The organism is Streptomyces sp. NPDC096046 (assembly GCF_040303285.1).
Lineage (GTDB): Bacteria > Actinomycetota > Actinomycetes > Streptomycetales > Streptomycetaceae > Streptomyces.
The window spans coordinates 30,264-55,232 of the sequence record NZ_JBEOSZ010000013.1; the positions used below are offsets into that span (position 1 = coordinate 30,264).

26 protein-coding genes, 1 tRNA gene and 2 pseudogenes are annotated in these 24,969 nt (G+C 68.6%); 10 read left to right on the forward strand and 19 right to left on the reverse strand.

The genetic code is table 11. The features are described 5' to 3' along the window. Positions 1 to 106: 106 nt before the first annotated feature. Positions 107 to 1,552, reverse strand: a complete 1,446-nt coding sequence (locus ABTX62_RS14120; protein ID WP_352116520.1) for a M1 family metallopeptidase — start codon at positions 1,550 to 1,552, stop codon at positions 107 to 109. Positions 1,553 to 1,559: 7 nt separating this feature from the next. On the opposite strand from ABTX62_RS14120, the gene ABTX62_RS14125 reads away from it, so the two are divergent. Then, on the forward strand, positions 1,560 to 2,060 hold the full coding sequence (locus ABTX62_RS14125) for a hypothetical protein (protein WP_352116411.1): 501 nt from the start codon (positions 1,560 to 1,562) through the stop codon (positions 2,058 to 2,060). Positions 2,061 to 2,507: 447 nt separating this feature from the next. On the opposite strand, the pseudogene ABTX62_RS14130 reads toward ABTX62_RS14125, so the two are convergent. Further along, positions 2,508 to 3,181, reverse strand: a pseudogene (locus ABTX62_RS14130) (pentapeptide repeat-containing protein). A gap of 128 nt (positions 3,182 to 3,309) precedes the next feature. On the opposite strand from ABTX62_RS14130, the gene ABTX62_RS14135 reads away from it, so the two are divergent. The 3 genes from ABTX62_RS14135 (at position 3,310) to ABTX62_RS14145 (ending at position 6,709) form a co-directional block, all read left to right on the forward strand. Beyond that, a complete protein-coding gene (locus ABTX62_RS14135) occupies positions 3,310 to 4,470 on the forward strand; it encodes an NAD(P)-binding protein (RefSeq protein WP_352116412.1) in 1,161 nt (386 codons plus the stop codon). A gap of 48 nt (positions 4,471 to 4,518) precedes the next feature. Then, on the forward strand, positions 4,519 to 5,502 hold the full coding sequence (locus ABTX62_RS14140) for a zinc-binding dehydrogenase (RefSeq protein ID WP_352116413.1): 984 nt from the start codon (positions 4,519 to 4,521) through the stop codon (positions 5,500 to 5,502). Between the two features lie 283 nt (positions 5,503 to 5,785). Beyond that, positions 5,786 to 6,709, forward strand: a complete 924-nt coding sequence (locus ABTX62_RS14145; protein ID WP_502997946.1) for an aminoglycoside phosphotransferase family protein — start codon at positions 5,786 to 5,788, stop codon at positions 6,707 to 6,709. 96 nt (positions 6,710 to 6,805) lie between these two features. Here the strand turns inward: ABTX62_RS14145 and ABTX62_RS14150 are convergent, their stop codons facing one another. The 14 genes from ABTX62_RS14150 to ABTX62_RS14210 all read right to left on the reverse strand — a co-directional run bounded on the left by ABTX62_RS14150 (position 6,806) and on the right by ABTX62_RS14210 (position 17,812). Continuing rightward, positions 6,806 to 7,363 carry a DUF1648 domain-containing protein gene (locus tag ABTX62_RS14150; RefSeq protein WP_352116415.1) on the reverse strand — a complete coding sequence of 186 codons (558 nt, stop codon included), beginning with the start codon at positions 7,361 to 7,363 and terminating at the stop codon, positions 6,806 to 6,808. After that, positions 7,360 to 7,566, reverse strand: a complete 207-nt coding sequence (locus ABTX62_RS14155; protein ID WP_352116416.1) for a GntR family transcriptional regulator — start codon at positions 7,564 to 7,566, stop codon at positions 7,360 to 7,362. The genes ABTX62_RS14150 and ABTX62_RS14155 overlap by 4 nt, the downstream gene beginning before the upstream one ends. Before the next feature lie 357 nt (positions 7,567 to 7,923). After that, complete coding sequence (locus ABTX62_RS14160) at positions 7,924 to 10,938, reverse strand: hypothetical protein (RefSeq protein ID WP_352116417.1); 3,015 nt, start codon at positions 10,936 to 10,938, stop codon at positions 7,924 to 7,926. A 671-nt stretch (positions 10,939 to 11,609) separates the two neighbouring features. Continuing rightward, positions 11,610 to 12,404, reverse strand: coding sequence for a phosphotransferase family protein (locus tag ABTX62_RS14165; RefSeq protein ID WP_352116418.1), 795 nt, complete (start codon positions 12,402 to 12,404; stop codon positions 11,610 to 11,612). Positions 12,405 to 12,524: 120 nt separating this feature from the next. Beyond that, entirely contained in the window at positions 12,525 to 12,737 is a 213-nt protein-coding gene (locus ABTX62_RS14170; protein ID WP_352116419.1) for a hypothetical protein, read from the reverse strand. Continuing rightward, positions 12,734 to 13,894, reverse strand: coding sequence for a radical SAM protein (locus ABTX62_RS14175; RefSeq protein ID WP_352116420.1), 1,161 nt, complete (start codon positions 13,892 to 13,894; stop codon positions 12,734 to 12,736). The genes ABTX62_RS14170 and ABTX62_RS14175 overlap by 4 nt, the downstream gene beginning before the upstream one ends. A 74-nt stretch (positions 13,895 to 13,968) precedes the next feature. Then, positions 13,969 to 14,121 (reverse strand): hypothetical protein, encoded by a 153-nt coding sequence (locus tag ABTX62_RS14180; protein WP_352116421.1) that lies wholly within the window; start codon positions 14,119 to 14,121, stop codon positions 13,969 to 13,971. Beyond that, positions 14,109 to 14,345, reverse strand: a complete 237-nt coding sequence (locus ABTX62_RS37895; protein WP_502997947.1) for a DUF7848 domain-containing protein — start codon at positions 14,343 to 14,345, stop codon at positions 14,109 to 14,111. The genes ABTX62_RS14180 and ABTX62_RS37895 overlap by 13 nt, the downstream gene beginning before the upstream one ends. Continuing rightward, a complete protein-coding gene (locus ABTX62_RS14185) occupies positions 14,342 to 14,557 on the reverse strand; it encodes a hypothetical protein (RefSeq protein ID WP_352116422.1) in 216 nt (71 codons plus the stop codon). The genes ABTX62_RS37895 and ABTX62_RS14185 overlap by 4 nt, the downstream gene beginning before the upstream one ends. A gap of 72 nt (positions 14,558 to 14,629) precedes the next feature. Next, positions 14,630 to 14,839 (reverse strand): hypothetical protein, encoded by a 210-nt coding sequence (locus ABTX62_RS14190; protein ID WP_352116423.1) that lies wholly within the window; start codon positions 14,837 to 14,839, stop codon positions 14,630 to 14,632. Beyond that, positions 14,836 to 15,279, reverse strand: coding sequence for a hypothetical protein (locus tag ABTX62_RS14195; protein WP_352116424.1), 444 nt, complete (start codon positions 15,277 to 15,279; stop codon positions 14,836 to 14,838). Before ABTX62_RS14195 ends, ABTX62_RS14190 begins: the two co-directional genes overlap by 4 nt. A gap of 181 nt (positions 15,280 to 15,460) precedes the next feature. Continuing rightward, positions 15,461 to 16,663: a helix-turn-helix domain-containing protein gene (locus ABTX62_RS14200; RefSeq protein ID WP_161196578.1), complete on the reverse strand. Its 1,203-nt coding sequence runs from the start codon at positions 16,661 to 16,663 to the stop codon at positions 15,461 to 15,463. Between the two features lie 103 nt (positions 16,664 to 16,766). Beyond that, entirely contained in the window at positions 16,767 to 17,435 is a 669-nt protein-coding gene (locus ABTX62_RS14205; RefSeq protein WP_330320461.1) for an HAD-IA family hydrolase, read from the reverse strand. A 188-nt stretch (positions 17,436 to 17,623) separates the two neighbouring features. After that, positions 17,624 to 17,812 (reverse strand): DUF4265 domain-containing protein, encoded by a 189-nt coding sequence (locus tag ABTX62_RS14210; protein ID WP_502997948.1) that lies wholly within the window; start codon positions 17,810 to 17,812, stop codon positions 17,624 to 17,626. 16 nt (positions 17,813 to 17,828) lie between these two features. Between ABTX62_RS14210 and ABTX62_RS14215 the strand changes: the two are divergent. The 4 genes and pseudogenes from ABTX62_RS14215 to ABTX62_RS14230 all read left to right on the forward strand — a co-directional run. Then, positions 17,829 to 18,323, forward strand: a pseudogene (locus ABTX62_RS14215) (site-specific integrase); the annotation flags it as partial. A gap of 166 nt (positions 18,324 to 18,489) precedes the next feature. Next, entirely contained in the window at positions 18,490 to 19,611 is a 1,122-nt protein-coding gene (locus ABTX62_RS14220) for a tyrosine-type recombinase/integrase (protein WP_352116426.1), read from the forward strand. Then, entirely contained in the window at positions 19,611 to 19,952 is a 342-nt protein-coding gene (locus ABTX62_RS14225) for a helix-turn-helix domain-containing protein (RefSeq protein ID WP_352116427.1), read from the forward strand. The genes ABTX62_RS14220 and ABTX62_RS14225 overlap by 1 nt, the downstream gene beginning before the upstream one ends. Before the next feature lie 1,044 nt (positions 19,953 to 20,996). Continuing rightward, positions 20,997 to 22,058, forward strand: coding sequence for a site-specific integrase (locus ABTX62_RS14230; protein ID WP_352116428.1), 1,062 nt, complete (start codon positions 20,997 to 20,999; stop codon positions 22,056 to 22,058). A gap of 194 nt (positions 22,059 to 22,252) precedes the next feature. Here the strand turns inward: ABTX62_RS14230 and ABTX62_RS14235 are convergent, their stop codons facing one another. After that, positions 22,253 to 22,642, reverse strand: coding sequence for a VOC family protein (locus tag ABTX62_RS14235; protein WP_352116429.1), 390 nt, complete (start codon positions 22,640 to 22,642; stop codon positions 22,253 to 22,255). A gap of 63 nt (positions 22,643 to 22,705) precedes the next feature. Between ABTX62_RS14235 and ABTX62_RS14240 the strand changes: the two genes are divergently transcribed. Continuing rightward, the gene (locus ABTX62_RS14240; protein ID WP_352116430.1) at positions 22,706 to 23,032 is read left to right on the forward strand and encodes a hypothetical protein; all 327 of its coding nucleotides are present in this window, start codon (positions 22,706 to 22,708) and stop codon (positions 23,030 to 23,032) included. A gap of 129 nt (positions 23,033 to 23,161) precedes the next feature. Here the strand turns inward: ABTX62_RS14240 and ABTX62_RS14245 are convergent. Together ABTX62_RS14245 and ABTX62_RS14250 are read right to left on the reverse strand one after the other, a co-directional pair. Next, positions 23,162 to 23,235 (reverse strand) — tRNA-Thr (locus ABTX62_RS14245). Between the two features lie 94 nt (positions 23,236 to 23,329). After that, on the reverse strand, positions 23,330 to 23,746 hold the full coding sequence (locus ABTX62_RS14250; protein WP_352116431.1) for a DUF3224 domain-containing protein: 417 nt from the start codon (positions 23,744 to 23,746) through the stop codon (positions 23,330 to 23,332). Positions 23,747 to 23,846: 100 nt separating this feature from the next. Here ABTX62_RS14250 and ABTX62_RS14255 point away from each other — a divergent pair, with 100 nt between their 5' ends. Beyond that, complete coding sequence (locus ABTX62_RS14255; RefSeq protein WP_352116432.1) at positions 23,847 to 24,815, forward strand: helix-turn-helix transcriptional regulator; 969 nt, start codon at positions 23,847 to 23,849, stop codon at positions 24,813 to 24,815. The last annotated feature ends 154 nt before the right edge of the window (positions 24,816 to 24,969 follow it).

Below are 24,969 nucleotides of genomic sequence, written 5' to 3' on the forward strand. Positions count from 1 at the left end.
CCTCCGTCCACGTGTGACGTGAGGAGCCCCCGGCCGCGGGTATCGGACGACGCTGTTGGCACCAACAGCGTCGCGGGTATCGGACCGGGGGCTCCGGCGTGAGACCTCAGGGCCGCTCCGGCTTCCCCTCCCCGTACAGCCACGCGTCCCAGACCCCCGCCAAGTCCTCCCCGGGCGCCCTCTTCTCGACATAGGCGGTGAAGTCGGCGGTGTCGGCGTTCCCGTGCCGGTACGTCGCCGCCCAGCCCCGGAGAATCCCGAAGAACCTCGCGTCCCCCACGGCCTCCCGCACCTTCTGCAGCACCATCGCCCCCCGCCAGTACACCGGCGGGTCGGAGATCCGCGCGGCGCTCGGCGGATCCGCCGGGGGAAACTCCCAGACCTCCTCCCCGGCCTCCTCCGTGTCGAAGTACGCACCCGAGTACAGCGCGTCGAACGTCTCCCGGGCGCTGTCCCCGCCGTGGTCCTCCTCCCACAGCCACTCCGCGTACGTCGCGAACCCCTCGTTGAGCCACATGTCCCGCCAGCTCTCGGGCGTGACGGAGTCGCCGTACCACTGGTGGGCGAGTTCATGGACGAGGAGCGTCATGTCGGGAGCGCCGGGGAACACCGGGCGGCTCTGCGTCTCCAGGGCGTAGCCGACATCGGGTGCGCGGTCGACGATCGCGCCGGTGGAGGAGAAGGGGTACGGCCCGAACCGCCGCTCCGCCCACCGCAGCACCTCCGGAATCCGCCGGAGCACGGGTCGGCTCGCCGCCGCCTCGGCCGGGTCGACGGCCGTGTACACGGGCAGCTCCCCGGCCCTGGAGCGGCTGATCTCGAAGCGGCCGATCGCGAGCGTGGCGAGATAGCTCGCCATCGGCTCACCCGAGTGCCACACGAACGTCGTACGCCCCCGCGCGGTCGTCTCGCCTCGCAACTGTCCGTTGGACACGGCCCGCAGGCCCTTCGGCACGGTCACCTCGAGGTCGTACGCCGCCTTGTCGGAGGGGTGGTGGTTGCCGGGGAACCACGCCATCGACCCCGTCGGCTCGCCGAGTGCGAGCACCCCGTCCGTGGTGCGCAGCCAGCCCTCCCGGGAGCCGTCCGGGTCGGTGACGGTCTCGGGCGCTCCGGAGTAGCGGACGGTCACGCGGAACGTCTCGTCCCGGTCGATGTCGTCGTGCGGCCGGACGGTGAGCTCCTGCCCGGCGCGGTTCCAGCGGGCGATCCCCTGGCCGACGGTGACCTGCTCGACCTCCATGCCGAGCAGGTCCAGGTTGAAGGCGGAGAGGTCCTGGGTGGCGCGGGCGGTGAGGGTGGCCGTGCCGGTGAGGTGGTGGGCCTCGGGGTCGTAGGCGAGGCGCAGGCCGTAGTGGGCGACGTCGTAGCCGCCGTTGCCGGCCTTCGGGAAGTACGGGTCGCGGACGCCCGAGCCGCCCGGAGTGCCGTGCACCCCGCCGCCGCACGCGGTGAGCACGAGAGCGCAGGCGAGCAGGGCGGGCGCGGGCAGCGGGGGGACAAGACGTACAGATCGGGCCACGCTCGCGATCCTACGATCACGTGACACCATCACCTCCGTGCTCGACATCGGCTACGCCCTCTCCAACCGCTTCCCGGACCCGCCGCAGACCGACTACCGCCGCGCGGACGTCCGGGCGCTGCGGCACGACCTGTTCTGCGGGGACGTCTATCTGGCGGACACCAAGACGGATCACGAGGTGTCCACGGCTTGGGGATGGGTGCCGGTGCTCGACTTCGCGTGGGCGCTGTGCGACATCGTGGAGCGGATCGACCGGGACCCGGCGGGTTCGAGGGCGTCCCGGCCGCAGCGGGCGGAGCTGGACTTCACCGAGTCGACGGACCGGATGCTGTTCGAGCGGCGTTTCGGGTGGGTGGACATCGAGGCCGACTGGATGCGCGCGGAGGAGCCCGCGCTCACCGTCTCCCACTCGGAACTGCGCCGCGAGGCCCGGGACTTCCTGCACGACCTGATCGCCGACCTCACCGACCTGCACGACGACCTCGCGGAGAACCCGGCGATCTGGACCCTCCAGGCCCGCTTCCCCCGCCGGCCGTAACCGCCTACCGCTTCCCGTAGCCGCCTACCGCTTCCCGTGACCGCCTACCGCTTCCCGTAGCCGTCTATCGCCTCCCGTGACCGCCGTCCGTCGCCGCTGTCCGTTGCCGCCGTCCGCAACCGCCGCCTGGAGCCCTCGTCCGGCGCCGCTGTCCGCCGCCGCTGCCGGTTGCCGCCACCCGCAGCCACCAACCCCAGCCACCGCCGGTTGCCGCGGTTCGCCACATCCGTCCGGCGCCGCCCCCCGCAGCCGCCACCCGTCGCCGCTGTCCGCAGCCACCGCCGGTTGTCGCGGTTCGCCACATCCGTCCGGCGCCGCCCCCCGCAGCCGCCACCCGTCGCCGCTGTCCGCAGCCACTGCCGGTTGCCGCCACCCGCAGCAGATGTCCGTCCGCCACCGCCCGCAGCCACCACCACCCGGCGCCGCCACCCGCAGCCGCCGCCCGGCTCAGCCCTCCACTCGGATCCCCCACTGCGCGGCCAGCACCGGTGCCAGATCCAGTAGCTGCGCCGTGCTGATCACCGCCCCCGACAGCCGGTCCAGCCCGCGGCTGATCTCCAGGGACGCGGCCCCCCGCAGATCGACGTCCGTCAGGGTCGCCGCGTGGAAGTCGGCGCCCTTCAGCGCGCAGTCCACGAACTCCACACGCTCCAGACTCCGCCGAAGTCCGGCTCGACCAGGACGCAGCCCTCGAAGACGACGTCTCTGAGCCGGGCCGTGCGCAGGTTCAAGTAGTCGATCTTGCCGCCGCGCACCAGCACCCGCTCCAGCACCGCCCCGTGCAGCTGCGGTCCGCCGAGCCGGGCGTCGGTCAGCTCCACATCGCGCAGGGTCGCCTCGGCGAGGTCGGTGCCCACGCCCCTGACGCCGGTCAGGGCCGAGTCCAGGAATCGGGCGTGCCGCAGCCGGGTCTCGCCCAGCGCGCAGCCCGTCAGGGCGCAGTCCATGAAGCGGGCGCCCCTTCCGTCCTGCCCGGAGAGATCGGCCTCGCGGAAGTCCAGCCCGTCGTAGTCCCCGTCGGGCTCCAGCCCGCCGCCCTCGTACGGCTCCAGGACCGGCAGCCGCACCTCCGGTCGCCGCGCGCCCTTCACACCCGTACCGCCCGCCGCTCTCCTCGCCATGCCCCCATGCTGCACCCCACCACTGACAACGCCCCTGACCTGCGCGGACACCGGTGATGTCACATTCCGGGGCCCTCGATCTGTCGTACTCCCAGAAGGCGACCCCGACACGAGGGAGATCCCCAGCCATGCACCGCATCACCGTCATCGGCGGCGGCTTCGCCGGCCTGACCGCGGCCATCACCGCAGCCGAGGCGGGCGCCAAGGTCACCGTCCACGAGGCCCACCACACCCTCGGTGGCCGGGCGCGCACCGCCGAGGGCCCCTACCGCGCCAACGAGGGCCCGCACGCCCTCTACAACGGCGGCCCGCACTGGGCCTGGCTCAAGCAGCGCGACCTGATCGGCCCGCTCGCTCCGCTCCCGCCCCTGGAGGCGGCCCGGCTGAGGCTGCGGCACCAGGGCGTGCTGCGCCGCACCCCGCCCTTCCCGATGCTGAAGCTGCTGCGCCGTACGGTCCGGCAGGCTCCCGTGGACGCCGACTTCCTGTCCTGGGCGACCGGTATCGCGGGCGAGGAGGGAGCCCGGGCCGCCGCCCACTACGCGGCGGTCGCCCTGTTCCACCACGATCCCGGGTCGCTGTCGGCCGCGTTCGTGCAGGAGCGGCTGCGCCGGGCCACCAAGCTGCCGCCCGAGGCCCACTACCCGCGCGGCGGCTGGGGGAGCCTCATCGACCGGATGGCCTCCCGCGCCTGGAACCTGGGCGTCCGGATGGAGACGCTGTCCCGGGTCGACACGCTCCCCACCGACACGCCGGTCGTCGTCGCCACCTCCCTCGACGCCGCCCGCCGCCTGCTCGGTGACGACTCCCTGAGCTGGCCGAGCGGCCGTACCGCCCTCGTCGACCTGGCCCTGCGCAGCCGGCGCGGGGACGCCTTCGCGGTCTCCGACCTGGACGCGCCCGGCTGGCTGGAGCGCTTCACCGCCCAGGACCGCACTCTCGCCCCGGCCGGTGAGCAGTTGATCCAGGGTCAGGTCCCCCTCGCCCCGCACGAGTCCAAGGCCGACGGCACCGCCCGCGCCGAGCAGTTGCTCGACCTGGGCTTCCCGGGCTGGCGCGAGCGCGTCACCTGGCGGCGCGAGGCGGTGGCCAACGGCCGTACGGGTGCGGTCGATCCGCCCGGCACCAGCTGGCGGGACCGCCCGGCCGTGGACCGGGGCGACGGGGTCTACCTCGCCGGTGACCAGGTCGCGGCCCCCGGTGTGCTGTCGGAGGTCTCCTTCAACAGCGCCCTGACGGCCGTCTCCCTGGCCCTGGGCCGGCCTGGGCTTGACCTCAAGCAAGCTTGAGGTCAAAGGCTGGTGCCGCACCCGGAACGCCCCACCAGAGGAGTCGCCATGCACGCCATCCGTCTGCACGCCTTCGGCCCGCCCGAGAACCTCACCTACGAGGAAGTGGAGGACCCGCTCCCGGGTCCGCGCCAGGTCCGTGTCGCCGTGCGCGCGGCGGGCGTCCACCTCCTGGACGCGGCCCTGCGCGAGGGCATGCGGGGCGGCCCGGCGGATGAGCGGACCCCGCTGCCCACCGTCCCGGGCCGCGAGGTCGCCGGTGTCGTGGAGTCCCTGGGCGAGGGCGTGGACGGACTGTGGCTGGGCAAGAAGGTCGTCGCCCACCTCGGCTTCGTCCCCGGCGGCTACGCCGAACTGGCCGTCACCGAGGTCGAGCGCCTGCACGAGATCCCCGGCAGCCTGGACTTCGCCGGGGCGGTCGCCATGATCGGCACCGGCCGCACGGCGATGGGGATCCTCCAGTTCGCCGACCTCGGCCCCGACTCGGTGGTCGTCGTCCCGGCCGCCGCCGGGGGCATCGGCACCCTCCTCGTGCAGTACGCCAAGAACGCCGGCGCGACCGTCGTGGGCCTCGCGGGCGGACCGGAGAAGACCGCCCGTGTGCGGGGCGGCGGCGCCGACCTCGCCGTCGACTACACGGACCCCGACTGGCCCGCGAAGGTCCGCGCCCATCTCGGCGGCCGGAGCGCGAGCATCGTCTTCGACGGCGTCGGCGGCGACGTCGCCCGCGCAGCCGTCGAACTCCTCGGACCCGGCGGCCGGCACATCGTCTTCGGCTGGTCCGGCGAGGGCATCCGGGACGGCGGCCCCTACCTGGTCGACGGCGTCTCCGAGGAAGTCCTCGGCCCGGTGATGCTCGGCAAGGCCGGCGGGCCCGACCCCGTCCGCACCCTCGAACTGCGCGCCCTCGCCGAAGCCGCGGCCAGCCGGCTCACCCCGGCCGTACAGCGCTACCCGCTGAGTGAGGCAGCGGCCGCGCACCGGGCGCTGGAGACCCGCGGCACGACCGGCAAGGTGGTTCTGGAGCCATGACCTGATGCCCAGCCGACGGCAACGAACCCGCGGCAGCGGACCGCCCCGGCCCTCCCGTGGACACCGGTCCGCGCCGCTGCCGGGGCCGGGCGGTCATCTCCCCGGGCCCGGCCGCCGCTTCACCCGAACCCTCCGGCGGCCAGGCCCAGCGCGTCCGCTTCGCCCTGGCCACCACCGGGGACAGCGCCCCTCGCGGCCATCGCCCTCCCCGCCCCCCAGCGCGACCTCGACATGCCCGAGGACGACCGGCGCAAGCCCACCCACGCCTCAGCGCACTCTCCACATGCCCCACCCGGCAAGCCCCACTACCGTGCCGGGAGTGATCGACATTCCCCGGGAACTGGCGGCGTCACAGGAGAAGTTCAACGGCGAGGCGGGCCGCGCCTTCATCGCCGGACTCCCCGAGCGGACGGAGCGCTTCCTCGACCACTGGGACCTGAGACCCGACGGACCGCCCATGCACGGCGTCTCCGCCCTGGTCCTGCCGGTCGTCCGCGCCGACGGCACCGCGGCGGTGCTCAAACTCCAGATCCCCGACGAGGAGACCAAGGGCGAACCGGTCGCACTGCGCGCCTGGAACGGCGATGGTGCCGTCCGCCTCCTCGACCACGACGAGCCCACCGGCACCCTGCTCCTGGAGCGCCTCGACGAGACCCGCATGCTGTCCCACGTGCCGGACGCCCATCAGGCCGTGGTCGCCATCGCCGAGCTCCTGGCCCACCTCACGTCCTTCCCGGCCCCGCCCGACGTGCGCCGCCTCGGCGACATCGCCGGGGCCATGCTCGACCGGACCCCCTCGGCCCTCACCCGCATCCCCGACCCGGAGGCCCGCCGGCTCGTCGCCGACTGCGCGGCCGCCGTGCGCGAGGTCGCCGACGAGCCGGGCGACCGGCTCCTGCACTGGGATCTCCACGACGAGAACGTCCTCGCCTCGGGCCGCGCCCCCTGGCTCGCGATCGACCCCAAGCCCCTCGCGGGCGACCCGGGCTTCGAACTGTGGCCCGCCCTCGACAACCACTTCGACCCCGACGACATCGTCTGGCGCTTCGACGCCATGACCGGCATCCTCGCCCTGGACCGCCCCCGGGCCCACGCCTGGACCCTCGGCCGCCTCCTCCAGAACACCCTGTGGGACATCGAGGACGGCCGCCCCGTCGACGACGCCCAGCTGGAGATCGCCCGGCGGCTGCGCGCTCGCGGCCTCTGACACGCGCGGAGAGGCGGAAAACGAGCAGGAGGTGAGGACGGGAACAGCTGCGCCGCGGTACCCCTTCGCCGGGTACCGCGGCACGCTGCCGGTCTGTCAGAAGCAGGGCCTGGACACGTTGCCCACCTCGTTGCCCTTGAGCAGGCCGCCCCAGATGTAGTTGCCGTCCGACGGCAGCACCCACTTGTCGTGGCTGATGCCGTTGGCGGTGACGGGACCGCCCACGAGCCGGCATTCGGCGCTGAGGTTCTGGTTCGCCGCGACCTCACCGAGTCCGCCTCGTGCCAGTCCGCGTGGTCCAGGTTCGCCCGCACGACAGACGCCTGCCCGCCGAGGAGTGTCACACCTCCGTACCCCAGGGCCGCGCCGACCCAAACCGGGCGTCGCACCCTTCGCACTGCCGCGTGCCCGCCACAGAGCCAACGCCACGAGCGCCGTCATCACCCCCCAGATCAGCGCCGGGAAGAAGGTCGCGGCCCAGAGCGGCATGGAACTGTCGGGCTTGCCGGAGCCGGCATCCCAGTGCGTCGCCAGCCGGTCCGACAGCCGGCTGCCGGCAGCCAGGGGCAGCGCCACCAGCAGCACCAGGACTCCTACGGCCCACCCGGCGGCACTCCACGCCGCACTGCTCCTCAGCCCTGCTCGGTCGGTCACGAAATCCCCCTGACCATGTCGACGAGGTCGTCCTCGCCGCATCCGAGGCCCGCCGCGTCGGCCACGACATCGCGTACCCGATCCAGTAGTGCTGAGCGCTGCTCCACCCCGTGGGCCACGTTCAGGCCTCGGCCCCGTCGGAACTCCAGCACTCCCTCGTCGCGCAGCGCTCGTAGACCGCGTACCACCGTGTTGACGTTCACTCCCACGCGCCTGGGAGAGGTTCCCGTGCCGGGGCGAGCCCTCGAGTAACAGAAAACCCCAGGTCAGCTGGTATCTGACCTGGGGTTTCTCGGAGCCCCCTGTCGGATTCGAACCGACGACCTACGCATTACTAGGGCTGGCGATCTTCTGCCGTGCGAGTCCGGACGCTGCTACGCCGTCCTGACTTGCCTGGTCAGGGAAACTCACCCTGACAACCGATCCAGATCGAGCCTCCCTCTGCCGGACCGTCCGCTCACGCATCGCTCACGCCCCCACGCGCTGGGGTCGATACCGAGTTGCCATCACCAGCGCCTCGTCGACTACTCAGAGCTTCGCGGGCCCTGCGACCGCTTCGCTTACTTGGCCTCTGCGGAACGCGACTCGCTGAACGAAATACCGAGAGCCGACCTCACGCTGTAGGCCGGGTCCGCTGCCAATTCCTCAAAAACGGCGGCGTGAGACGAGTCGCCCTTTCGACTCAGAGCGCCGGCAAACGCACGACGGACGCGCACGTCGGGATCTGCTGCCAGCCGCAGGCCCAAATGTGGTGGTTCCCCATGCTCAACCCACAAGATTGCCACAAGGCTACGGATCGCCCAGCCTTGACTGGCGAGAAAGGCAAGATCACCTTTTACGGTGTCACCGAGCTGCTGCAGAGCTCGGGTCGGCCAGAAGTCGGACTCCTCACCCAACCGCGAATACACCAGGTTTCTCACGCGGTCACGCTGCTCCGCATCTCTCGCCAGAGTGGCGGCCAGCACAACCGCCTGACCACGACTGTCACGCGGCGTTCCATCAATCCGAAAACCGCCAAGTTTATGTCTAAATTGATCGTCGATTTTATCGTGATCCGAGGATTTGGGCGAGGTGGCCATTCGCACCGCAACCTCGAAATATTCTTCCCGCCTAGAATCCTCCAGGTGAGGGATCAGATTAGACGCGGCAATAAGGTAGTCACCTCTGTCCGCCGATCCGATATGAGGGTCGTCAGCCCGTGACAGGAGCTCGCCGACGGCTGCATTGATGGAATCGGGAGCGTGATGGCGAATTAGAAGCGAGTCGCCAATGGCATTCGTCCCAGTAGAGTAAACGCCAGTCGCGTGTTTGAGTGGGGTTGTGAGTCTGGTCAGAGCTTGCTGAGTGACATTTGCATCCAAATACTTAGACCCCTCAAATGACAGCATCTCGCTCGCCCATTGATTACCTGCTGCCGCGAGGCTAGTGAGTGCGTCGTGAGCGAGGGGTTGATTCTTGTCGATCGCACCAAGAGTGATGCTGTTACGCGCAGCTTGAGAGCGGCCGAGCAAGGCTACCAGGTGCGAGATGGCACGCGCCGAGAGAGGAATGTGGGTGAGCGCAACCTTGGCGACCGCGACAGCTTCATCCTCGTCATGATATCGATAATGATTTTTTTCCACGGGCGACTGCTTCTCAAAATGACTCAACATAGCACTGGCGCGACTCGCATCGAGACGCTCGGAAATGCCGGCCAGAGCTTTCACTGCATTATTATATCTCGACGCAGTAAATGCTGGAAGGTCCGGCTTGCGGTCCGCTACTAGCTCTCCGACGAGGTGCTGTGACACCATATCGATAAGGCTGTCTGGAATAATGTCTGACTGGGTAGCGAGCAGGCGATAGCTTGTTCCGACAGACCAGTAGTTGGGTGCGTCCAGTTCAGCGATAATGTCGATAAAATCGCGAGGAAGAGACTTACCAAGCTCCTCGATAGCTTTCGCAGCACCAGCTCGAATTAGGTGACGAGCAGCGAGCACAGGCTCATCGGATTTCACGAGAATTGCGGCGAGAACCCGGCGGGCGCGCTCCTCTCCGACCCAGTCACTGATTGACACAGCATCACGAAGCGCACGCTGGGCCGAAATTGCTCCAGCCCGCAGTTTCTGCTCACTCAACGCAGTCAGCGCGTCCTCATGTGCTCCAGCGGCCACAGGAAGAAAGGGTGAAGAAGTTCCCATCCCGCGGATTGCCGTCTGCAGCGGAAGCAAGCCGTCACCAGTGAATGGGTTCCAGCGGCCTCGAAAGGCTCGACGGCTGAAGATCCAAGTCGATGCTTCGCTCCATTGCTGTGCCAGCGACGCGGAGCCCGAAGCCTCATCCCACGCCAGGTCAGCCTCCTCAAATTTCTGTTGCAAGGCGAGATGTCGAGCGTAACGTGCCGTTACCAGCCCCAAAAGACCATGGCCGAGATTTAGCCTGCGGGCGTCGGAAAGTAGCTCTGCCCAGACTCCAGTAGCGTCCGCCAGGAGCAGTCTGAGTCGTGTACGAAAAACTCGATCAATTGCATCGTTTCCTGAGAGTGCGACAAATTCCGGAGCGGCTTGCGTAAGCCAATCCTGGTAGTCGTTTGCCAAAGCTGTCTCGCCAGCGAGTAGCGCGAGGCGAATCCGGTCGAGAGGATCTCCAATTAGAATAGACTTGATGTCCGGAACATGTGCGGTGGGATTATTGTAGAGATCTAGCGCTTTGTCGATGACGCGTCGATAGAGATTGACATGATCGTTTTCCTTATCAAGTCGTGACAGCTCATCGAGTTGAGATCTGGCGATCTGCGCGGTTCCCGACAATCCCTGGTCTAGAGCGGCCCAAAACTCATCCAGTACATGCCGCGCGGCTTCGTTAGTGCGCCCTACCTTCGCCAACAATCGAACGCGCTCTTTGTTGTATTGCCGTGCATGTGGCCAAAATCCGGCGTCATGTAGTTTCGCTTGCCCCGCCTCGACCAGCGAGAGCGCTCGCGCAGAATCGGATGATTCTGCTGCATCATCGAAGTCCCTTTGAGCACCAGTGGTAACTTCGGGCGTCCGAGCGATTGCTTCTCGGACGGCCACTACCTCTGCACGAGGAACAACGGTTACGTCCACCTTAAAGGGAAGACAGAATGCTTCGGCGGTGGGCATACCGAAAAATTCAATAACGATTTCCGGACGCCCTCTGAGGAGGTACGATAGCTCCTGCGAATCCCACAAATCCAACTCGATAGGCTGGATAAGTTTACGCTGAGCCGCAAACTCTTCGATCGCTTTGGTAGTTCGAACTGGGCGGGCTACACCGATGATGAGACGGTCGACAGAGAAGGGGCGCCTTGTCGTGCGGAACTTTTTGACGGCTGCCTTTATCTGTGCAGGGCCAAACTGCTTATACTTCTTGCTTTGGAGCGCGGTTCCGCTACCATCTGGTGCCAGAGCCACGACATCGAGCCCATACTGTGCCTGGCCACGCTCTCCGTACAACTGCGCGTGGCGGAGGCCCTCCACGTCGCGCATCACTCGCCATTGAATACGCTCGAAGTCTTCCCACGAAAGATCGTTAAAGGGGAGTAGCTCAAGCTTTCCGATTACTGGCGCGGGCATAGGAGCCGACGGTGCATCGTTAAGCGATGACCCAAGCGGTAGAGGGTGCCAATCCGTCATGCAACTCTCCTAAAATTTTCCCTTACTTTGATTTCCGTACCCGTGGTGTTCGAGGTTGTACCGCCCTCGCTACCGGTTCATCCTGGCCCGCCCACGTGAGCCAGAGCTGAGGCGGTACCGGTGTAGACATGTCCCCCGCCATGAGGAACGTCTTCGCTTCCCCGGCCGCCAGGCTCCAGCTCTCGGGACGAGTCGTTGCCTGCGGCCAACCTCGCTCTGTCACCGTCACACCGTCAGCAACGGTGGTGCCGGTATTCCGGAGGGCCCAGGTGTCGCCGCTGACATATTCGATATGCACATCCGACCGAGGTTTCGCTGCTTCCTCCCGCTCGCGGTTCTCGCGGTCAGCCTCCGCCCGCCGATCAGCGAGCGTTGCCTCAGACGCGGCAGCAGATCTCAGTGAGGCTGCAGCGGAATTCTCCGCAGCCTTCGCGCTTCGAGCTCCATTCCGCATCGCTTTGAAGCTCACGATGAAGGCTGCTGTTGCTACTACCAGCGCAGCCCAGGCAGGTGCACTTCCCCAGTCCATGGCCGGAACCCTAGCGCTTGCCTACCTCTGGCACGCTGGTTTCTCCTCTCTAGCTTTCGTCCGGGCAGGTGCACAGCAAGCCTCAACCAAGGGCATGCGCGAGAGCCTTTGCGTGCAGTGCCATGTCCCGCTTCCACGGTGCCTCGGCCTCGTCAGCGATTTCATTCCACAGTGCCGCCGTGGCTGTGCCGAATGCCGCGAGGGCTTCCGGCTCGGCCTCCCGCCACGAGGGGAACCGCCCCGCGAAGGCCGCCGCCTCATCCACCGTGTGCCCAGCCTCCATGAGCCGCAGGGCCAGCGCCCCCGGGTCGATCCAGGCAGCGCCCCGCGTCGGCCACGCCCAGTCAACGAGGCGGGCACGCCCGCCCGCGATCAGAACATTGTCCGGGGCGAAGTCGGTGTGGAGCAGCGCATCGCCACCGAAATAATGCAAAGTCCCTGGTGGGGCGTATTCAGCCCACCGATCCACGGCATCCTTGATCTCGATGTCGGTCGGGGCCGTGGCCTGCTGCAGGTCGGTGAGAGCGGCTTCCACGAGCAGAAGGTCGGGTGAGCCGGGCGCGTAGTCGGCGTGGCGGCCGTCGATGACCTCGTAGCCGAGGAGGCTCCAGCCGTCGAGTTCCAAGTGCCAGTGCAGGCGAGGGCAGGATGCCGGCAGGTGCGGGGCGATGGCCGCCTCGCGGCGTTGCGCGCCGACCTGCGGGTGGTCGGCCGGGATGCCCTTCACGAAGACACTGCCGCTCTCGGTCTCCAGGACGGAGGCGATGCCAGAGTTCATGCCGCCCCGCACGGTCCGCGCCGCGTGCACGCGGCCTGTCTTGTCGACGATGGCCTGCCGGACGTCGGCGGGTAGCTGCTCGAAGGGGATGCGGGACATGGACACGCGCGGTTCCTCAGGTGCTGGGGTATAGAGAGTGCCGCCTCGGCCAGGATACGGCCGAGGCGGCACTCAGAGGGCGCGATGGGCAGCGCTGGGAACACCCTCTGTGGGGGATATCTAGTAGGGCTGGTCGTCACCAGCCGAGCAGCTGCACTCGGCGCCTTCGGCGGCCTCGTCCAGGTCAGCGATGATCTGGATCTCGTCGTCCTTGATCGGCGCGGCGGTTAGTGGCACCGGCAGGACTCCGGTGGGGCCGGTGGCCAGCATCTGTCCGATGGTGAGCAGCACCGGTTCGCGCGGCGGGGCGAGGGTTGCGGTGGAAAGGGTCATGTTCCGTAGCCTCCATGCTGGCAGTAGAGATCTCGTCGGTCCCCCGCGTCCTGGTAGAGCTTGGCCAGCGGTCGGCACGTTCGACACGTGCCGACCTTCGTGCAGCCGGAGCATCCACCGGTGCGGAGCTGTAGGGACTCGGCGATCGCGCCGAGTCGGGGGAGGGCTTCGACGCCCTCGGTGATGAGGTTCACGCTCGGGTCGCGGCCGACCTTGCAGATCGACGCGATGCCGTGTGGATTGACGTGGAAGAACGTGTGGCCCGCGTTGCAGCCAGTGAAGACACTGCGGGCCGTGAGGTGGCTCTCCGCCTGCGTGGCCAGCGGGTTCGCCTCGCCGTCGATCGTCGGAGACATGTTCGTGAAGACCTGGTTGGGAAAGCCGTACGACTCCGCAAGGCGCACCATCGCGTCGGCCTCGTGCGCGTTGTCGTCCGAGACGATCACGTTCAGGCGGACCGGTAGCCGGTCCTCGCGGGCGGCGTCCAGGCCCTGGATGAACCGGCCGAACGCCCCGCGATTCCGCGTGACCTTGTCGTACGTCTCGGCAGTCGCGCCGTAGACGCTCAGGGTCAGCCGGTAGGGCCGGTGGCGGGCGAAGAGGTCCCGGATCGGTCGCTTGCGCAGCGAGGAGCCGTTCGAGGAGACCTGCACCATCATCCCGAGCTGGTGGGCGTACTCGTAGGCCGCGCCGAACTCCCTGTCGATCAGGGCCTCGCCGCCGGTGATCTGTAACCACAGGACCCCGGCGTCCCTCAGCGTCCGGAGCAAGGTCTGCTTTCCCGCCCAGTCCAGGCCCTCGAACCGCTTCTCGCCGAGGTAGCAGAACTCGCAGTCGTAGTCGCAGCCGAGGTTGATCTCCCACGACGCCTTGCCATACCCGTACTGGGACCGCTCGCGCACCAGGACGACGTCACCGAGCGGCGCCTCGGGCAGTTCGGCGCCCCATGCCTCCTTCGCCGCGTCGGTCAGCCAGGCCGGGGCGGGGCGGCCTTCCGTGCTGGCGGCCCGTAGCTCCTCGTAACGGACTTCCGGAATGCGGACACCAGCCGCCCGGCCGGGCTGGACGAGCAGGTACTGGGCGAGGAACGGGCTGGCCACGAGCCGCGGAACCGATCCGCTCCTCGGTTCCTGGGGGCGGGTGCTCACTGCAGTCATGGGACCTCCACGGGTTAGGTGTGCAGGGTCGGGCGCGGTGGACACTCCAGTGCTCCCCCGGCTGGTCGGTCTCTTCATCCATCGCAGGTCAGCGCGATCCGTACGGTCGAAGCAGTCACGCCGATCACGAAGCCGCAGGAGGCGGACACGAGCACGACGAGCAGCGGTCCGGTGTAGTGGGCGAGCCTGGCGATCTGGGCGGCGACGCGGCCGGTCACGGTTTCCACCACGCCCTCCACGGGCGAGTGATGACCTCCCGGTACGTGTGGTGCGTCGGATTGCGCCCGCCGTGCGCAAACACCCAGTTCTGCGAGGCCGTGAATTCGGTGCCCGTGGGCGAGATATCTCCGCACACTGCGCACTGCATTGCGTAACTGGTCGGCTCGGCGTCCGGCTCCCGGTCGGCCTGCAGCGTCCACTGCTGGTGCCGGACGACCGCGCGCGGACTCATCGGCCGGCCTTCTCTGTCATGCGCGACGCGCGGAGCGGTGTACGGCGCGCAACGCCGATGGATCCGAAGCCAGCAGGCTTGGCGAAGTGGGCCAGCAGCACGTTGTGGGCGAGGGCGAGATCGGTCGTGAGGGCGCACAGTGCCCGGGCGGCGATCATCGCCAGGCCGAGCAAGAGGGGGTTCTGGTCAGTACGCAGGCCGGACGTGCACACAGGGGTCCTCCTTCCGTTGAGGGGGTGGGCATGCCAACTGATCACTCGGTTCGACGAGCAGAGCGCGCTCGGTCACCAGAGGCCGTGTTCTTCGTCAAGGCGGGAGGCGCGGCTCATTACGACTCGGAGGGAGTCAGGTTCGGCTGTGTCCCACTGGGCCGTCGTCGGTCCCTGCCTCGGGCGCAGGACCCAGGTCACGTTCTGCCTGATGTCGGTCACGATCGCCTGCTGGCCTTCGGCATCCTCGACGATGTCGCCGACCTCGGCCCGCGTCGTGTTCACCACGACGCCTCTGGCGCGAGGTGTCCGTACGAGAACCGTCGGGCGGCTCCCTCGAAGAGGGTGGGGCGGTGTTCGGGCTGGCCCGGGGTGCGCTGCTGTGGCCCGGCAGTCGCTTCCACGAGAAAGCCACCCCGATCCCTGACGAGAACGCCGAGGGCGGCGAACTGCGCGGCGTCGAGCGCCACGTGGGAGATGGTCGCCACGACGACACCGCGCACGAGGCCGGACGACAGAGCGCCCGTCATGGCCTGCCAGCCCAGGCGAGACCCCAGGGGCGCACTCGGGTCGCGGTCTGTCCACGCGCCGGCCACGTGCCAATGGCGGGCATCGGCGTAGTGGCGGGCACGGCGCTCGACCTCGCGTACGGCATGAGTGGAGGTGGCGCAGGAGTAGACGGCTACCGGTACATGTCCGACGCCGCCGAGCGGAGTGTTCGGCACGCCCCAAGCGTGCTGCTGGGGCTCCGTACGGAACAGGCACGCCCCGTGGCTGTGGAGCGGACCGTATGTACGGGTGCCGCCACGTCACGTAACGGCCGTGACTCCCGGTGGGGCGGTCCAGTGCCACGAAACGTGGCGGTAGTCACGCCTCCTGTCGCCCCGCTGCTACGGGTCGTGGCAGTCAGCGGACGCCCAGGGGTACTCCCGCTGCATGGGCCAGTCCACGCAGGCGACCCACGGACACGCCGGCCAGGCGGGAGATGATCACGCCGGGCAGCATCTGGTGCTGCACCCAGCCGGGCGCCATGCCGCACACGGCTTCGAGGGTGTCGGCGGCCTGGTCCCAGCGGCGGCATTCCACATGAGTCAGGGCCACATCGAGGCCGTACCGGGCCCGGGTGGCGAGAGGGACGGTGTCGTCGAGCTTGACGGTATCCATGAGGCGCAGCGCTCCAGGGATGTCGCCGAGAGCAACGGCGATGCTCATGGCCTGGGTGGCGGCGTAGAGGGGACCGTAGGGCTGCGCGTGCCCTCCACGGGCGTGTTCGGAACCGAGCCGTGCACCGACGGCGTGAGCCTGAGAAAGGTACTCGCGGGCGGTCTCGGCGGAGGAGCCGCCTCGGGAAGCCGCCACGGCTGCATTGGTGACGAGCTGGCCGTAGACCGCCAGCCGATCCGGGTCGTGTTCCGACATCTTCGGCTCGATCCGGTCCGCCTGGGTGGCGGCGAGCGAGAACCCCTGCGCGGTCCGACCGTCGCGGAGGTTGACCCATGCGGTGGTGGCGGCGAGGTGCGCGTCACGAAGGTCGTCGCCCGCCTGTACGGCGATCTGTCGGCCGTAGGTGAGCGCCGCGTATGCAAGGTCCCGTGAGCCCCAGACGTTCGCGGCCATCGCGGCGGTCTGGAAGACGTCGGCCAGAACGCCGGCGGCTGCCGTCTTCTCGTCGGTGTTCGATGCGTCGTACCGTGCGCGGGCCTCGGGCAGCAGCGCGCCGAGCAGAACCCCCAGTTCGGCGTACCGACCCGCCCAGTAGGCGGCGTCGGCGTCCTGTACAACGGCCCGGAGCTCGTCGACCGTCCCCGGTTCGACCTCGGCCGGGATACCGAGGGCGGCGTCGTGGGTGGCTCCGGACAGGGACCGCAGGGCCGCTCGCTCGTCGCGATCCATGGAGCGACGAGGCGCCTGCTGTCCGAAGAGCACAGCGATGTCGGTGCCGAGGGCGGAAGCGATGGAGAGCAGTGAAGGAAGAGAGGCGGTGCCGCCGCGTTCCAGCTTCCTTACGACGCCGACCGACACCTCGGCGGCCTCGGCCAACTGCTCCTGCGTCATGCCGTTGCGGAGCGCCTTGAGTCTCTCGGCGGTGGTGTACTCCGACCATTGCATGAGAGCCACTTCCCCTTCTGGTCCGCCAGGAGTTGACCGTACCCATGGCGAAGGGAGGGCCAACACCCCTTCTCCGAAAGGGGACCCGTTGGTGTGGCTGGAATCAGCTCTGCACGGCGAGGGTCGCCGTCACACCGAGCAAGTGCTCCAGCTCGGCGACTGCGGAGTCCTCGTCAGTCGCGAGGACGGTGGTGATCCCGAGGGCTTCGGCGGGCGGAAGGTTCACCGGATGGTCGTCGACGAACACGCACGCCGTTCCGGGGAGACTGAGGCGGTCCAAGGTGAGTTGGTAGATCGCAGGGTCCGGCTTGGCCATGCCGACCACTTCGGAGATGACGTGTACGTCGAAGAGGTCCCAGATGCCGACGTGCTCGTACGGGTTGAAGGGGTCCAGGCCGAAGCTGTTGGACAGGAGGGCGAGCCGGTAGCCCGCTTCCTTGGCCGCGCGGGCAAGGGCTGCCATCCGAGGTGCCGCCGGCACTTTGGACCAGGCACGGCCCATCAGGTTCACCGGGTCGACGTTCGTACCGAGCAGAGCAGCAGTCTGCGCGTTCCACTCGACCTGGCCGAGCTGTCCGATCTCCAGCGCCGCATACAGGCGTCGTCCTTCGGCGGTGTCGTTGAGGGTGGCGCGCCACGCCTCCGCGTGCAGGCCCTCCTCCTCGGCCCAGAGGCGGTGGGTCGGCCGGGGATCGGCGGTCAGCACTCCGGCGAAGTCCAGGATGAGCCCGCGCGGGGCTGTGGGCTCGGGGGTACCGGCGGGCATCGGCATGGTTGCGAGCGTCCTCTCCGTCGACCTCATGGAAACGCTACCCCGCGCTGAGGCCGGAAGGGATTCTCCCGACGATCGCAGATCACGAAGGACACCGCGAACCGATCGACATGAGCCACGAGGGACCGTCAGAACCTGCCAGAGGACACAATCGGCTTGCCCATACCGAGGGCCCAACTCTTGCTGATTCAGACGGCATTTTCCCAAGCGGAGGTGACACACCCTTCCTCCCAGTGCCACCACTCCTTTGCCGCACCGTGCTCCAGAAGCTTTCGGATCTTCGGCAGGTCCGCCTCCGGGGGAACATCCAGGGCCACCATGCGGAAGCGTTCGATGCCCTCGCCGGTCGTGCCAAGGCGATGGAAGGTCTCCAGCACCGTCTGCCGGGCAGCAGCTGAGCCGTACGCGATGTGGCACCTCATCGCCTTCCGCGGCCTGCGGCGGGGCGAGGCGTGCGGGCAGCCCTGGTCGGAGACGAACCTCGACACCCACTCCCTCACGGTCTCCTCGCAGCTCGTGCAGGACGGCTGGGATATCGAGGCGTCTGATCCCAAGACAGACAGCGGCTACCGCGTGGTCGCCCTCGACGACGACACCGTCGACGTCCTGAAGCGCTACCGCAAACGGCAGAGCCGCGACCGCGAGAAGTGGGGTACGGCCTGGATCGAGACCGGCCACGTCTTCACCCAGGAAGACGGCTCCTGGCTCCATCCGGGCAAGGTCACCGACCTCTTCGAGCGCCTCGTCGCCGCTTCCGGCCTCCCGCCGATCCGGCTGCACGATCTGCGCCACGGCGCGGCGACACTCATGCTCGCTGCCGGCATCGACATCAAGATCGTGTCGGACACCCTCGGCCACAGCGACACCCGGATCACACGGGACATCTACCTGAACCCTTGGGAATTGCATCAGACGGGCGAGAAATTGCAGGTCGCGAGGTCAGGGCAGGGGCCGACGAGGACTCTATCCTCCTGCAACTTGGCGGCTTGAGCTGGGAGTTTGGCGATCAGATCCCATCTGATGCAGGATTTGCCCTCTGGAGGGGAGGGTGAAAGTGGGTCTACAGCGACGCGCCGACCTGGCGGGGGCAGCTCACCTGGAACTGGTCTCCGGGGTGGCCCAGCTGCGTCCGCAGGACGCGATGGTCGAAGCGATGGTGCGGGGCTGGCGGGCCCAACAGGCCGCTCGTGGGCTCCGTGAGGACACGGTCACGGCCCGGGAACGGCTCGTACGCCGGTTTCTGGAGCACACCAACGAATACCCGTGGGGCTGGACGCCGGGCCACGTGGACGAGTGGTCACTGTGGCTGACCAGCGAGAAGCACCTTGCACCGTCCACGATCCGCAGCTATCAGGGCAGTCTGCGCCTGTTCAGCGAGTTCCTGATCGACGGCCGCTACGGGTGGTCGGTGGCCTGCGAGGATGCCTTCGGCACTCACCCGGTGGCCATCTGCCATGAGTGGAACACCATCGCCCACCTCAACGACTACGAGGGGCGCCCCGAGGCGAGGCCGTTGACCCGCGAGGAGATCCAACGCTTCCTCGACTACGCCGACGACCAGGTCGATCGAGCAGTCCGGGCCAAGCGCAAGGGAGCCCTCGCCGCCTACCGCGATGCCACCCTCTTCAAGGTCATCTACGGGTGGGGGCTTCGCCGGACGGAGACATCGAAGCTGGATGTGGTCGACTTCGGGCGGAATGCGAAGGCTCCGCAGTTCGGCCGGTACGGCACGCTCAACGTCCGCTACGGCAAGGCGAAGAAGGGCCAGCCGCCCCGGCGTCGCAACGTGCTGTCGGTGATGGACTGGGCAGTGGAGGCGGTCGCCGACTATGTGGAGAACGTCCGTCCCCGGTTCGGCTGCGAGGACCACCCCGCGTTGTGGGTGACCGAGCGGGGCGGCCGGGTCAAGCCGACGGAGATCAACGCCCGGTTCGTCGCCTACCGCGACGCCCTGAAGCTCCCGAAGGAGCTGACCGTCCACTCCGCTCGCCACGCCTACGTCACCCACCTCACGGAGGACGGGGTCGACCGGAGATTTCTGCAGCAGCAAGTCGGTCACAAGAACGACAGCTCCACCGCCATCTACACCCACGTCAGTGACGACTTCATGAACACCATGCTCCACAAGGCACTTGCTCCCGCGCTCGCCCCGACCTCCGCAGACAAGGACCGCTGATGGCCGCCAAGCTCGACTACCAATGGCACCTGCGCAAGGTCATGGCCGACCGCGGGCTCTTCTCCACCACCGACCTCATCCCGCTGCTGGACGAACGTGGCATCACCCTGTCGTCCAGCCAGGTCTACCGGCTCGTCGTCGAGCGCCCCGAACGGCTCAGCCTGAAGATCCTCATGGCCCTGCTCGACATCCTCGACTGCACCATGGACGACCTCATCGAACCCGTCGCCGCAGCCGGTGCCGGATCAACCACCCGGACGAAGAAGGCTGTTGGCGCCGAAAGCGGTGTCGGTGACCTGCGGCCCAAGCGGGCCCGCATCCGCGGTGTCGAGCGGCCGTGACGGCACCCGGACACCTCGAGCGGGCCGTCTGCGATCCGATCGGTCTGATCGTGGACCTGGTTGCAGCCGTCGAACACCGCCTGGAGCCCGACCGGATCCGCGCCGTGGTCACCGGCGTCGCGGGCGGCCGCGCGAAGTTACGCCGCCTCGCATCGCATCTGGCCGAGCATCCCAGCGTGCTTGCCGACGGCCGCTCGCCGGCGCCCAGAGCCGCCGGTGACCTGCTCATCGCCCTGCGTGAGGCCGGAGCCCAGACGGTCTCGCCGCCGTGCTGCGCCGAATGCGGCAGACAACTGCGAACCCTCCAGCGCCGCGGCCAGGACTGGTACTGCGGAAACTGCGGACCACAGCCCGAGCCGTGTGCTGCCTGCGGAAACACCCGCCGGGTCGCTACGCGGGACCGGGCCGGGCGACCCCGATGCGCCAAGTGCCCGGACTCCGACGGACGCGACCCCATCACGGTGATCAGCGCCCTGATCGCCGAACTGGATCCGCACGCAGGGCGGGAAGTGATCGCCGACGCGGTCCGCCGGTCGGCGCCCCGTCCCTCCTACCAGCAGAAACTCGCCTGGGCCCTGGAAGCCAACCCCACCCTGCTGACCGGGGACGGCCACCTCGCACCCCACCGCGCGATCCTCCGGCTGATCGACCTGCTGCACGTCGCCGGCGTCGCCGGGATCGTCCGGCCGTCCTGCCCCGGCTGCCACAGAGCCGTACGCATCGACAAGCCTCTGAATGGACAGCGGGTCTGCCGCATGTGCATCTCCCACTCCCGCATCGAGGAGTGCTCGGGATGCGGAGCCCGCCGAGAGCCCGCCACCCGCGACGACCAAGGTCGGCCACTGTGTCCGAACTGCCTGGTCAGCGACCCGGCGAACCTGGAGACCTGCATCAACTGCGGCCGACGAAAGGTTGTGAACACCCGCACGTCGGACGGCCCGCTCTGCCAAAGCTGCCCCTCCTTGCCCACCGCGACTTGCAGTATCTGCGGCGAGGAGGAGCCCTGCGGGATCTCCCGCCAAGCGGTGGCTGAACAAGCCGTCCGTGTCTCCGGTCCTGGCCGACCTCGCGGCCGGCAGAAGAGCCCTGACTCACGAGGCCCTCGACGAGCTGCCCGACAGCCCGCCCCTCGCCCACCTCCGCCAAGTCCTCGTCGGCGTCGGTGCCCTGCCCGAGCGGGACGAATACATGGTCCGCCTCGAACGCTTCCTCACCAGCCTCCTCGCATCCCAGCAGGACCCCGAGCAACGCAAAGTCCTGCACCGGTACGCGATCTGGCACCTGACCCGGCGACTTCGCCGACGCAACAGCGGCCGCCCCCTTACCCCGCAGCAGTTCACCTCCGCACGTCAACGCACCCACGCGGCCGTCGCCTTCCTGAACTGGCTGACGGCCCACGGCCTCACCCTGGAAACCTGCCGACAGGCTGACCTCGACCGGTGGCTCACCGACGACTCCGCCACCTACCGCCACACAGCCGGGCACTTCATCCGCTGGGCCCGCACCAACAAGCTCACCACTGTCCACGTCCCCGCCGTCCGCTGGAACGGCCCCACCCAGCCACTCGACGACGAACACCGCTGGAACGTCGCACGTCGGCTCCTGCACGACGACACCCTCAATCCCGAAGACCGCCTCGCCGGACTGCTTCTCCTCCTTTACGCCCAAGGGCCGTCGGCGATCCACCGGTTGACCACCGAGGACGTCGAGATCGGCGTCCAGGAAGTACGTCTCCACCTCGGCGACGCCCCCGTCCAGTTGCCCGAGCCCGTCGCCCACCTCGCCCGCACCGTCGTGGCGAACCGCAAGGGCCATGCGACCATCGGCGCCCTGACACCGTCTCGATGGCTCTTCCCCGGCGGACAGCCCGGACGGCCGATCAGCACCACACAGCTGACACAGCGGCTGAAGCGGCTCGGGATCCGTCCCAATCAGGCCCGCAGCACAGCGCTCTTCCAGCTCGCCACCGAGATCCCCGCCGCGATCCTCGCCCGCACCCTGGGCATTCACACCGATGTCGCCGTCGCCTGGCAACGCCTCTCCGCTGGCGACTGGGCCACCTACGCCGCCGAAGTCAGCCACCGCTACGTGCCCGGGAGGCAATAGTTCGTTCTTCACTCCCACAAGCCAGGGCGACGATGCCGACCTCGGCCCACGCGCAAGTGTTTCTCCGCCCCCATGGCCTTCATCATCACGACCGGCGTCGGGAAGGTGAACGCAAAGACGCTGACTGCGATCCTCGGCCAAGCAGAAGTCGAGGGCTGCACCCCGACGCAGGGTGCAGCCCTCGGCGCATGTGCTTACGACGGCCAGCCGCCATACGGCACGGTAATGAGCTCCATGGCGTGACCGACCGGATCCATGAAGTACACGCCGCGTCCGCCGTCGTTGTGGTTGATCGCGCCGGGGTGTTGCCGGTGCGGGTCGGCGTAGTGCTCGATGCCGCGCTGTGTGATCCGCGCGTATGCCGCATCAAACTCCGCCTCGGAGACCAGGAAGGCGTAGTGCTGCGGGGTGATCTTGTCTGCGGGGATCGCGGCGAAGTCCAGCGTGACGCCATTACTCAGGTCGACCGCGATGAACGGACCCCACTCTGCGGTGATCTCAAGGTCCAGCAGGTCCGCGAAAAACTCGGCAGACTCCCGGTTGTCCCGGGCATGGACGATCGTGTGGTTCAACTCAACTGACAAGGAATGCCTCCGAGGGCACCTCCCGACACCTCCATGCCTCACCCAGCCGGCGACCGACACGCGATGTCGCTGTGGATCTTAGCCGTCGTTCCAGCGCAGCGGTACGCGATCAGGACTGCTGGGGCATTCAGACAGTTTCAATACCCGACGTCACCATTAAGCGTCCTGCCCCACGTCGGCAGGAGCGCCGCCGAGGCCACCGCGAAGCTCGTCCCCCTCCAGCGCAAGGCCGAGGTCGAGAAGGCGGCGCTCAAGGCCGCGAAGAAGGAGAGGGCCAGGAAGGCTGCGGCCAAGAACGCCGGCAGGGCCAAGGGCGGCAAGCCGAGGACGAAGGCGAAAGCCCATCCCGAGGAGGCCGTGAAGGCCAAGCGCCGGAAGCCCAAGAAGTAGGGGTCACTGAGCGGCTCCGCTCACGCACCGCTCACGCAGCCCCTCCCGCCGCGCCCCGGCCATCCGGCACACCATCCCCGGAACGACAGAAACCCCAGGTCACGGGCTATGTGACCTGGGGTTTCTCCGAGCCCCCTGTCGGATTCGAACCGACGACCTACGCATTACAAGTGCGTTGCTCTGGCCAGCTGAGCTAAGGAGGCGGGCGCCGTGCGTCGCGTTGCCGCGCGTGAAGGCGGCTCCACTGTACACAGAGCCCGTTGCGCCGAGCCACGGCGTTCCGTTGCGGCCGGCCGGCTACCGCACCTCGTAGGCGAACCGATACTCCACCGCCGTCTCACCGTGCCGTGCGGTGAAGGCGCCCTTCCCTTCCAGGCCGGTCAGCTCTCCGCTCCCCGACCCCGGCACCACCTCGAAGGCGCAGTGCACGGTGCCGTCCTCGCCGAAGGACCCGCGTTCCTCGACCGCGAAGCTCCCCTCGCGTCCGTCGACGCGGCCGGTGAGGAGTTCCATGCCGGCGAAGGAGCCGGTCTTCGCGGTGACGTAGACGATCGAGTACTCGCAGTGGGTCGCGGTCGCCTCGATGCCGCCGGTGAAGGAGTTCCGGACGGAGGCGTGGGCGAGTCGGGGGTTCGCGTCCTCGCCGGGGCCGATCACGCGTTCCTGCCAGTCGGCGAAGGTGAAGTGACCGGTGGTGGTGCGGAGGCCGGGCATGGGTGGTCCTTTCGGTCGGGTGGACGTGTGTGACCAGCCTGGACGCCGTACCTGACATCTCCTGTCAGGTACGGCGGCGGGCGCCGCGACAATGGCCCCCATGCGTGCCGACCGGCTCCTCTCGCTGCTCCTGCTGCTCCAGAACCGCGGGCGGATGACCGCGCCCGAGCTCGCCGCGGAGCTGGAGGTGTCGGTGCGGACGGTCTACCGGGACGTCGAGGCGCTGGGGGCGGCGGGTGTGCCGGTGCGCGCGGACCGGGGGCCGGAGGGCGGCTACCGGCTGATGGACGGGTACCGGACGCGGCTGACCGGGCTGACCGACGCCGAGGCCGGTTCGCTGTTCCTCGCCGGGATGCCCGGGCCCGCGCGGGAGCTGGGACTGGGAGCGGTGCTGGCCAGTGCCCAGCTGAAGGTGCAGGCGGCCCTGCCGGCCGAGCTGTCCGGGCAGGCGCGGCGGGTCCAGGAGCGGTTCCACCTGGACGCGCCCGCCTGGTTCCGGGAGGCCGACCCGGTGCCGTGCCTGGAGGCCGTGGCGGGGGCCGTGTGGGAGCGGCGGGTGCTGCGGCTGCACTACCGGCGCCGGCGCGGCGAGGTGCGCCGGGAGGTGCGTCCGCTGGGGCTCGTCCTGAAGGGCGGCATCTGGTACCTGGTGGCGCTGGCGGAGGAGGCCGTACGGACCTACCGGGTGTCGCGTGTGCTGGCCGTGGAGGAGACGGGGGAGATCTTCGAGCGGCCCGCGGGGTTCGACCTGGCCGCCCACTGGGCCGACTCCTCCCGGCGTCTGGAGGCCGCACTCCAGCAGGACACCGCGCGGCTGCGGATCTCACCCCGCGCGCGGCGGCTGCTGCCGATGTGGTTCGGCGCGGCGGGCGTACGGGCCCTGGAGAGCGCGGGCCCGCCCGACGGAGACGGCTGGGTCGAGGTGGAGCTGACCGTGGAGTCGGAGGCGGTGGCCGTGGGCGACCTGCTCCGGCTCGGCACCGAGGCGGAGGTGCTCGGCCCGCCCGCCCTCCGGCAGGCCGTCGCCCGGGCGGTCTCGGTGCTCGCGGACCGTTACGGACAGCCCTGAGACGCCGCTTCGAAAGTTTCCGCGAAGTTCACACGCCCGGAACTACTGACATACGTGTGAACGCCGGGTACCGTCCTGAGCCAGTTCACACGCGTGGACTACACCACAACGGAATGACCGTCGTGGCACCGCCTTCCTACTCGGATCGTCCGGC